Below are 8,533 nucleotides of genomic sequence, written 5' to 3' on the forward strand. Positions count from 1 at the left end.
CCTCCACCGGCGCTACGAACGCCGCGCCGACCACTTCGCGTCCTTCGTCGCTATCGCCGCAGCCCTCATCTGCTACCGCCGGCTCACCAAATGAGACGACTTCTTATTGAGCCGCCGGACCCTGCGCACGATCAGCCGGGCGGTGACGACCTGGCCCTTCTTGCTGGTGAACGCGGTGTAGTCGACCTCAGCGATGTCCGCATCGGAGATCCACCCGCCCGCTTGGTCGTCGAAGACGGCGTTCGGATACGTGATCGGCGTCCACCCGGTCTCGTCGATGCCCGCGATCGCTGCCTTGGTCTTGGGGTCCATCTTCGCGGTGATGGAAAACCGGGTGTCACGCTCGCGGCAGGCGCCGATGACGTCGGCGCTGTAGAAGGCCGAGTCGCCGCGCAGCACGAGGGTGCCGCCGGCGCCCGTCTGCCGGGCGGCGGTGATGGACTCGGCCACGAAGGAGGCGGCGCCGCGGGCGGAGTTGGCCTTGCCGCCGCGCAGTCGGGTGCCGCAGATGAGCGGGGCGGCCAGCGGCGTGGACACGGTGGCGGCCAGCACGTTCAGCCCGCGCACCAGCAGGCTCTTGCCGCCGATCTTGGTGTGGCCGAACCCTGATCCCTGCTTGGCGTAGCCGTAGGTGCGGCGCTGCATGGAGTCGACGTCGAGGAAGGTGAGCACGTCCGCGCCGGGCAGCAGCGGCGTGTGCCCGGCCAGAGCGACCAGCAACAGCCGGGCGGTCTTGTCCAGTTGCCGGACATTGCCCCAGGTGAAGGCACGCAGGAAGGAGCCGAGCGTGGATGGAGCGCGGATGCCGTCGAAGATCTTGTCCATGCCGCCGTGCCGCAGCACGTCCAGGTCGTCGATGCTGTCGGCGCCGCACATCATCCCCGCCACGATCGAGGCGACCTTCGCGGATGCGTTGACGCTGTCGGGGCTGGCGAGCGCGACGTGCTCGCCGACCAAGCCGTCCAGGTCACAGCGCTCGGCCAGCCGCATCGCCGAGGCCAGCCCGCCGTACGCGATCACGTGGTCATCGTCGAAGATCGCACGGGTCTTGGCGGTGGCATGAAACAATCGCACGTGGAGAGTGTCCTTTCGAACTGGTTGCTGGAAGCCTCAAGAACTCCCATCATCCCAGGCCAGAGGACACTCTCTTCAGTTGTTGAGCATTCGACTCAGAACCTGCTCCGTGGATCCAGGCTGAGACCTTCCAGCCCGGCCCGGCGCATCAGCAGTTCCACCGCGCCGTGGCTGACTGACACCTGGTGGCCCAGGGTCAGCTCGGCGTGCACCCGCCGGGCGCCGTAGGAGCCGCGCGAGCCCTGGTGGATCTGCCGGATCAGGCCGGTCAGCCAGGCGTGCCGGATGGCCCGCGGTGAGGGCGGCCGGTCCCGCCAGGCGTAGTAGCCGGACGCCGAGACCGTCAGGACGCGGCAGGCGACCTCGACCGGGATGCCTTCGCCGGCCATCACCGCGATGGCTTCGAACCGTCTTTTGGGGGTGCCGCCTCGCGGATGAGCTCGATCGCCCTGCGCGTGGCCTGCAGCTCGGTCTCCAGCTCGGTGATGCGTTGTTTGGCGGCCGCCAGCTCGGCCTTCTCTCTGCTGGTCAGGCCGGGCTGCAAGCCGCGATCGATGCGGTCTTGCCGCCGCCAGGTGTAGATCGTCTGAGCGCTGATGTCCAGGTCACGGGCCAGCTCGGTGCCCGTGCGGCCCGCTTCGAGCAGGTCCAGCACCTTACGCCGGAACTCCGGCGGGTAATCCCGTCGTCCCATGCCACTTTCCTCTCATCAAGTGGCACAAGAATCCAGAAATCCAACTCCACTCAACCGGGGGCACACCAGGGCCTCCAACCAACCCGGAGCGATTCACACCCGCTTGTTGGCACTTGATGGCCAGGTGACGACGAACCTGACCGATGGCTGGTTCGTCCTGGACGCCTGGGTGCCTGCGCACGTACCGAAGCCTGCCAACTCACCACAAGTCGTCTGATCGACGTTCCGTCAGCACTGGTTGGGAGCGGAGTAACAGAACCTGCGGAACGCGGGCGACGACGATCAGCCGCAAGCTTACGACCACAAGGTGGCGCTCGCCTACCGATGGTCGCCTGGCCGCCTCGGCGGGGATGCTGCGCGCGGCCGGGATCGCGGAGGTCGCCCGGCTGGTGCGCGAGCCCGGCGAGACGGAGCGGTTCCAGCAGGCGTGCCTGCTGGAACCGCAATTCACCGGCCGATCACCCGCCCGGCGACCACCACGAGCGCATCGCGAGTGCTGCCGGATGAGGCGATCGATGTGCCTCCACAGGGCTCAGGATGCCCTGAAGGAGTGCCGTCAGGTCACAGCTTGATGGTGTAGGCGTGGGCGATAGCGCGGGGGTGCGTGCTGGGGCAGTGGGCTGACGATTGCTTGTCCTGGAGCTTCCATGAGCCGGTGATCTGTTTGTTGGTGCTCCCATTGGTACAGGTCGCGTCGGCCCGGACGTATCCGGTCCCATCTGTGCACATGGCCCAGGTGTAGTAGTACGGGCCTCCACCGGAGGGCGGATAGCCGAATCCGCTCTTACATCCGGACGGTAGCAACTGGGCGTTCGCGACGCCGGGGGTCAAGGAGACGATCGCCGAGGCGGCGAGGATTGCGGCGATTGCCTTGATCTTCATGGTGTGGCACTCTAGACGATCAACGCCAACCGGGGCGATGGAATCGCCCCGGTTGGCAGGGGGTTGCCAACTCAGATTCATCGTCCCGCGTTCCGCAACTGATGCGTGGCAAAGGTGCCGACGGTGAGCTGGCCGAACTCCTCCCGGACACGTCGCCCTACCGGCCCACGATGTTGACGATCATGCGGCTGGAGCCGTCAGCCGTTGGTGCGCAGGTCGTCAGCGGGCGGGTGGATGGTTCTGGTCGTCGGGCCGGAGACGCCGGACCGGCGGAGGCAGACGAAGGAGATCATCGTGGCCGGGTGGGCCGGATTACTTCATGATGTGCGCCATCTGACCCTGCGGACGAGCAGCAGGCGATGGGCCGGGCAAGGGCGGAGACGGCGCGGGAGGTGGCACACTGGCGGCGCCAATCAATCCGGGCGTACAGGGCGAGCGGCTGGCGTGGTTCGAGGCACAGTCGCCGCAGCACCACGAGCGGTTGCTCGGCTTCGCGAGGTATTCTGCGTGGACCCGGCCACCACCGACCTGGACATGATCTCCGGGCTGCTCGTCGGGGCCGGGTGCTCCGCGCAGTGGGCGCCAGCGGCCGTGAACGCCGACGGGCGGTCCGCATCGACAAGAACTACGACTTCTTCACCGCGAACATGGCCGAGCTGATGCAGGATGACGGCGTGGAATGTGTACAGGTCACTGCCGACGGTCTTGTGCTGATCGATGATATTTGCTATCGGGCCGGTGAGGCCTACTTGGGTGGCATCGTCGTCCAACCAACGGCCTATTATCCTGACTGATACGCTGGCTGTATGTCACTGATGGTGATGAAGAACTACCCTGCTGATGGCGGGTCGTGACACCCAGATCGGCCGCGCCGGCCAGGTCGGTGCCGCACCCGCAGAGCCCGACTGGGAAGTGATCGAGGGTGTTGTCCGGGTCGTCGGTCCAGGCCATGGTGGTCCCCGGCGCTCCGGGCTGCTTACCTGGCGACATTTCCCGCCACGGACAGGCTTGGCCTGCGGCTGCGTCTTGCCCGGCTGATCGTCACTGGTCGGGGACATCCCCGAGTTTCCGTTGTTACGCGAGATCAGCCGCTCCAGCCGCGCGACCCCCTCGCGCAACTCGGCGTTCTCCTTCTCCAGCACCGCCGTCCGGTCGATGAGGGCGGGGCTGGAGCGATCAGCTCCTCGCGCGACATCTCCCCCAAGCCGGACACCGGATGATCTCACCACAGCACACCGACTTGATCAAAACGACGGATCGTCACACAGCCGAGCACCTCGTCACACACCGCGTACGGCGTGAATGCTCACGCTGCGGCTTGTCATCCCGTCGCCCAGCTCGGCGGCGAGGGGCCGGGTTTGATCACTGTCTGCGCCCGCCGACTGAGTGCCCGTGTACAAACTGATCGTCAGGTCGATTGGGGAGAGGTGGATCGCGCGAGTCGTCGTCCCATGAGGATGATCATCGCCCACAGGACCATGGCCTCGTGGTGCTCGGATAACCGTTCATAGTCACGTACGCACCGCCGACGCTGACAGATCCATGACAGCGTCCTCTCCACCACCCACCTGCGAGGCAGGACCACGAAGCCGCTGACGTCATCGCTGCGTTTGACGATCTCCAGAGTGAGCCGGACGTGCTTTTGGGCCCAGGTGACGAGCTTGCCCGCGTAGGCGCTGTCGGCCCAGATCAGCGAGATCCTCTCGTACCAGTCGCGCAGGCGTTCCAGCGCGGGCTTGGCACCGTCGCGGTCCTGGACGCCGGCGGCGGTGACCATGACGACCAGCAGGCCCAGGGTGTCCACGACGATGTGCCGCTTGGTGCCCTGTACCTTCTTGGCTGCGTCGTATCCGCGCGAGCTGGTGGCGACGGTCTCGGCGGCCCGCAGCGACTGCGAATCGATGATCCCTGCGCTGGGTTCGGCCTGGCGTCCTTCGGCCAGCCGGAGGTGTTCGCGCAGGTCGTTGTGGAGCGCGTGGAGATCGCCGTCGGTCCGCCAGCGCGTGAAGATCGCATGGATGGTGCGCCAGGGCACCAGGAAGTCGGCGGGCAGATTGCGCCACGTGCAGCCGTTGTCGACCACGTACCGGATGGCATCCATGATCAGGCGACGGCAGTACTTCTCCGGTCGTCCGCCGTTGCCATGTAACCAGGCCGGCCAGGGCATCAGCCGCTTGATGGCCTGCCATTCTTCGTCGCTCATGTCGGTGGTGTAGCAGCGCGTCCGGGCCGGGCGCTGCGCTCCGCGGCCGTACCGGCAGGCCACACAGGAGCAGGCAGTTTCTTCGTTACGGGAGACAGCGGCGGGAGCGGTGGCGTACAACGGCGGCAGACCTTCCGGTTGGTGACGGGGCTGGGATAACCACCGTTGCTACCGGAAGGTTGCTCTATGTCGCAGAAGATTCGCGCTACGTCACCATTTCGCCCGATTATCGGCCCAAGCAACGGGCTCGGCGATCAGTTTGTTCACGGGCACTAAGGAGATCGACGCCGCGCTGGTGACCGCGTCCTGGAAGCGGGCGGTGTATGCCAACCCGGACCTGCCGCAGGGCGCGGTGGATCGTGACGCGTATGTCGTGTGCGTGCTGGAGCACTTGATGCGGGCCCTGACGATTAGGGACGTGTTCGTCTCGCCGTCGCTGCGCTGGGCAGACCCGCGCGCGCATCTGCTGGCCGGGGCGCAGTGGGAGGCGATCGCTGAGGATGTGCTGGCATCCCTGTCGCTCACCGACCCGGTCCAGGAGCATCTGAACGGCAAGGTCCTGGCCCTGGACGCGGCCTGGAAGCAGATGGCCGCCCGGCTGGAGGAGGCGGGCGAGGACGCGCTGGTCTCGGTGGTGAGTCCGGCCGGGGGTGGGCGGGCCCGGCTGTCGGTGGAGAACCTCGGGGCTCTGACCGCGGTTGCGTGAATCCCCAGGTCAGGGGTGGGAACGGAGGATCGTTTCGGCAAGGTATCCTCCGCCATGGCGAGCAATGCGATCGAGGATGTGCTCTTTGCCGGGATCGATGTGCGAGTGGAGCGCGTCAGCGGCTCCTGGGACGCCCTCGTGGCGGAGGCGGCATCTACCGGTGGTCCGGGCCGGTGCCCGGACTGCCGAATACGGACGGGACGCGTGCACAGCTCCTACCGGCGCACCCTGGACGAACGGCCGTTGGGCTCCCGTCGGGTCATCGTCCGGCTGCGGGTGCGCCGCTACTTCTGCGACCGCAGGAGTTGTTCGCGCCGGACGTTCGTCGAGCAGGTCGGCGGGCTGACCGAGCGGCACCGCAGGTCCAGTGTCGGGCTGACCGACTGGCTGCGATCCATCGCGGTGAAACTGGGGGGACGTCCGGCCGCACGGCTGTGCCGTCGGCTGCGGCTGACCGCAGGCCGGACCCGCCTGCTCAGACTGCTTGAAGCACCAGCGGTGCCGGACCATGCTCCGCGGGTGCTGGGGGTGGATGAGTTCGCCTTCCGCAAGGGCTGCACTTACGGCACCGTGCTGGTCGACATCGAGGCAGGCCGGGTCGTGGACGTGCTGCCCGACTGTACCTCGCAGACGTTTGCCACCTGGCTCAAGGACCATCCCGGCGCGCAGATCATCTGCCGGGACCGGGCCAGTGCCTACACCAAGGCGGTCAAGGAGGCCGCCCCGGACGCCCTCGAAGTTGCTGATCGCTGGCATTTGCTCCAGAACCTGTCCGCCGCGGTGGAGAAGACCTGCCACCAGCACCGCGACTGCCTGCGCAAAAACGCCGAGCAGGAGACGGAGCCAGCGGTGTCGGAACCGGGCCTGCCGGAGTTGCCGGTGCCAGAGTTGCCTCGCACCCAGATGATCGAGCGGACCCGCCACCGCTATGAGGACATCCACCGTCTGCTGGAGAAGGGCTGGACGATCAGCGCGATCGCCCGGCGGATGAACCTGGACCGCAAGACCGTGCGCCGCTTCCGCGACACCGCCCTCGACCAGCTCCTGGTCTCCGCCCGCGACCGGCGGCCAGGCGGCGTGCTGGAGCCGTTCAAGACCTATCTCAACACCCGGTTCACCGAGACCCAAGGCCAGGTCAGCGGCACCCGCCTGTTCCTGGAGATCCGTGAGCGCGGCTACCAGGGCAGCTGCCAAGTCGTCCGCAAGCACCTCGCCGCCCTCCGCGCGGGCACCGCCGAACCGGTCCGGGCCGACATCCCCAGTCCTCGAAAGATCACCTCATGGATCATGCGGCCTCGCGAGACTCTCACTGAGAGCCAGGACCAGCGGCTTTTGGAGGTCCGTCTCGTCTGTCCGGACATCACCCGGGCCTGCGACCTCGCCCGTACCTTCGCAGACCTGGTCCGTCACCGGCGCGGATACCTGCTGCTGGAGTGGATCCGCCAGGCCGAGCAGGACGCACCGAAACCGATGCAGAGCTTCGCCGGCTCCCTCCGCCAGGACCTCGACGCCGTCACCGCCGGCCTCACCCTGCCGTGGAGTTCCGGGGTGGTCGAGGGACACGTGAACCGGGTGAAAACATTCAAGCGCGCCATGTATGGACGCGCCTGCTTCGAGCTCCTCCGGACCCGCATCCTCACCCAGCCATGACCTGCACGAAGGTTACGACCAGGGCAATCTGGCCGGAAAGTACCACCAGCCGCGCAGGCCAAGCGATCGTCATCACGGCATCGACATCAGGCAGTAGAGCCGGTGACCTTGCGCACGGGCGTCCTTCGCCAACGCCGCAAACTCCCGCAGCCACTCGATCAGCAACTCCAGATCGACCACCCCCAGATCCCCGGCCTTCGACCAGTCCTCGGCAACCGCGGCCAGCTGCTCGGGGGAGGCATCCGCCACCGCGTCGCGCAACTGATCCATGACGGTGAGCAGTTCGGTGGTGTCGTTGTCGGGATCCTTCGCGAGCGTCTTACAGAAGCGCGGCTGCTTAACCACGTCATCGAAGGGCCGCCCGACCAGCAAGGCCGTGAGGTGTCCGAGTTCCATATACGCATCGACCCCTTTGGTCTCCAGTGTCCGGAAGCCGGCGTCCACTGGTCCGGGATCGTCTTCTGGCCCAGGATCGAAGATGGTCAGTGCGGCCTCATCGTCCGGCGCGCTGAAGTAGTCGTAGCGGCCCCAGTCGTGTTGCTGGGCGAAGTAGTCGTAGAGATCTCCCACGCCCACATGCTGCCAGCACCCTCCGACAGTCAGGTCGTGCGGATCGCTGAGGACGACCTACACACCCACAGCGGCTGATGGCGCACGAGCACCACCCGTCAACGCTACCGACCTTCATCGTTGGCCTATGACACCGCCTCGGCTTTCACGCAACCGCGGTCAGAGCCAAACTCGGCGCGCTCGGCGAGAGCGAGTCGCTGGAACGGCTACGGGCCACCTGCCAGGCCATGCTGCTCCGCATCGACCCGCCGGAACTGCTGCTGGAGGTGCACGCCTGGACCGGGTTCCTGGACGTCTACGTGCACCTGGCCGACATCTCCACTCGCATGAACGACCTGCCGAGATCGCTGGTGGCACTGCTGATCAGCGAGGCATGCAACGTCGGCCTCACCCCGGTGATCAAGGCCGGGGACGAGGCGCTGACCCGGAGTCGGCTCTCGCACGTGGACCAGAACTACGTCCGCGGCGAGACGCACGCCGCGGCCAACGCGATCCTGATCGAGCACCAGGGCCGGGTGCCGATCGTCACGGCGTGGGGCGGCGGGCTGCTGGCCTCGGTGGACGGGCTGCGGTTCGTCGTCCCGGTCAAGACGATCAACGCCGGGCCTTCACCCAAGTACTACGGCTACAAAAGGGGCCTGACCTGGCTCAACGCAGTAAAACGGGCCAAGTTGTACTAGTGCCGCGTTCCTCATAGCCGGTAGACGAACGTGCGGCGGAGGGTGCGGGGCTGGGGTGGTGGTCGCCCCCAGAT

The 8,533-nt window shown here is 66.8% G+C and carries 8 protein-coding genes and 3 pseudogenes; 5 read left to right on the forward strand and 6 right to left on the reverse strand.

Translation table 11 applies throughout. The annotated features are described in order from the left end of the window. Positions 1-94, forward strand: a pseudogene (locus ACSDR0_RS48180) (IS5/IS1182 family transposase); the annotation flags it as partial. On the opposite strand, the gene ACSDR0_RS48185 reads toward ACSDR0_RS48180, so the two are convergent. The 4 genes from ACSDR0_RS48185 to ACSDR0_RS48200 all read right to left on the reverse strand — a co-directional run bounded on the left by ACSDR0_RS48185 (position 73) and on the right by ACSDR0_RS48200 (position 2,650). Further along, complete coding sequence (locus ACSDR0_RS48185) at positions 73-1,074, reverse strand: IS1380 family transposase (RefSeq protein ID WP_435295709.1); 1,002 nt, start codon at positions 1,072-1,074, stop codon at positions 73-75. The pseudogene ACSDR0_RS48180 and the gene ACSDR0_RS48185 overlap by 22 nt on opposite strands. 95 nt (positions 1,075-1,169) lie before the next feature. Then, complete coding sequence (locus ACSDR0_RS48190) at positions 1,170-1,463, reverse strand: IS3 family transposase (protein ID WP_435295710.1); 294 nt, start codon at positions 1,461-1,463, stop codon at positions 1,170-1,172. Beyond that, on the reverse strand, positions 1,463-1,768 hold the full coding sequence (locus tag ACSDR0_RS48195) for a transposase (protein WP_435295711.1): 306 nt from the start codon (positions 1,766-1,768) through the stop codon (positions 1,463-1,465). Before ACSDR0_RS48195 ends, ACSDR0_RS48190 begins: the two co-directional genes overlap by 1 nt. 561 nt (positions 1,769-2,329) lie before the next feature. Then, positions 2,330-2,650, reverse strand: a complete 321-nt coding sequence (locus tag ACSDR0_RS48200; protein WP_435295712.1) for a hypothetical protein — start codon at positions 2,648-2,650, stop codon at positions 2,330-2,332. A gap of 575 nt (positions 2,651-3,225) precedes the next feature. On the opposite strand from ACSDR0_RS48200, the gene ACSDR0_RS48205 reads away from it, so the two are divergent. After that, complete coding sequence (locus ACSDR0_RS48205) at positions 3,226-3,444, forward strand: hypothetical protein (RefSeq protein WP_435295713.1); 219 nt, start codon at positions 3,226-3,228, stop codon at positions 3,442-3,444. 614 nt (positions 3,445-4,058) lie between these two features. Here the strand turns inward: ACSDR0_RS48205 and ACSDR0_RS48210 are convergent. Beyond that, positions 4,059-4,853 carry an IS5 family transposase gene (locus ACSDR0_RS48210; protein ID WP_435295714.1) on the reverse strand — a complete coding sequence of 265 codons (795 nt, stop codon included), beginning with the start codon at positions 4,851-4,853 and terminating at the stop codon, positions 4,059-4,061. A 274-nt stretch (positions 4,854-5,127) separates the two neighbouring features. Between ACSDR0_RS48210 and ACSDR0_RS48215 the strand changes: the two are divergent. Both ACSDR0_RS48215 and ACSDR0_RS48220 read left to right on the forward strand, forming a co-directional pair. Beyond that, positions 5,128-5,544: pseudogene (locus ACSDR0_RS48215) on the forward strand (Tn3 family transposase); the annotation flags it as partial. Positions 5,545-5,613: 69 nt separating this feature from the next. After that, positions 5,614-7,209, forward strand: a complete 1,596-nt coding sequence (locus ACSDR0_RS48220; RefSeq protein WP_435295715.1) for an ISL3 family transposase — start codon at positions 5,614-5,616, stop codon at positions 7,207-7,209. A gap of 72 nt (positions 7,210-7,281) precedes the next feature. Here ACSDR0_RS48220 and ACSDR0_RS48225 read toward each other — a convergent pair whose 3' ends face one another. Next, the gene (locus ACSDR0_RS48225) at positions 7,282-7,779 is read right to left on the reverse strand and encodes a hypothetical protein (protein ID WP_435295716.1); all 498 of its coding nucleotides are present in this window, start codon (positions 7,777-7,779) and stop codon (positions 7,282-7,284) included. A gap of 170 nt (positions 7,780-7,949) precedes the next feature. On the opposite strand from ACSDR0_RS48225, the pseudogene ACSDR0_RS48230 reads away from it, so the two are divergent. Continuing rightward, a pseudogene (locus ACSDR0_RS48230) lies at positions 7,950-8,438 on the forward strand (Tn3 family transposase); the annotation flags it as partial. Positions 8,439-8,533: the final 95 nt, after the last annotated feature.

Source organism: Streptosporangium sp. G11 (assembly GCF_051192615.1).
Taxonomy (GTDB): Bacteria; Actinomycetota; Actinomycetes; order Streptosporangiales; family Streptosporangiaceae; genus Streptosporangium.

Excerpts from the sequence above, each read along its gene's own strand:
- ACSDR0_RS48190 (WP_435295710.1), bottom strand. The coding sequence starts at position 1,463 with ATGGCCGGCGAAGGCATCCCGGTCGAGGTCGCCTGCCGCGTCCTGACG.
- ACSDR0_RS48195 (WP_435295711.1), bottom strand. The coding sequence starts at position 1,768 with ATGGGACGACGGGATTACCCGCCGGAGTTCCGGCGTAAGGTGCTGGAC.
- ACSDR0_RS48220 (WP_435295715.1), top strand. The coding sequence starts at position 5,614 with ATGGCGAGCAATGCGATCGAGGATGTGCTCTTTGCCGGGATCGATGTG.
- ACSDR0_RS48210 (WP_435295714.1), bottom strand. The coding sequence starts at position 4,853 with ATGAGCGACGAAGAATGGCAGGCCATCAAGCGGCTGATGCCCTGGCCG.
- ACSDR0_RS48200 (WP_435295712.1), bottom strand. The coding sequence starts at position 2,650 with ATGAAGATCAAGGCAATCGCCGCAATCCTCGCCGCCTCGGCGATCGTC.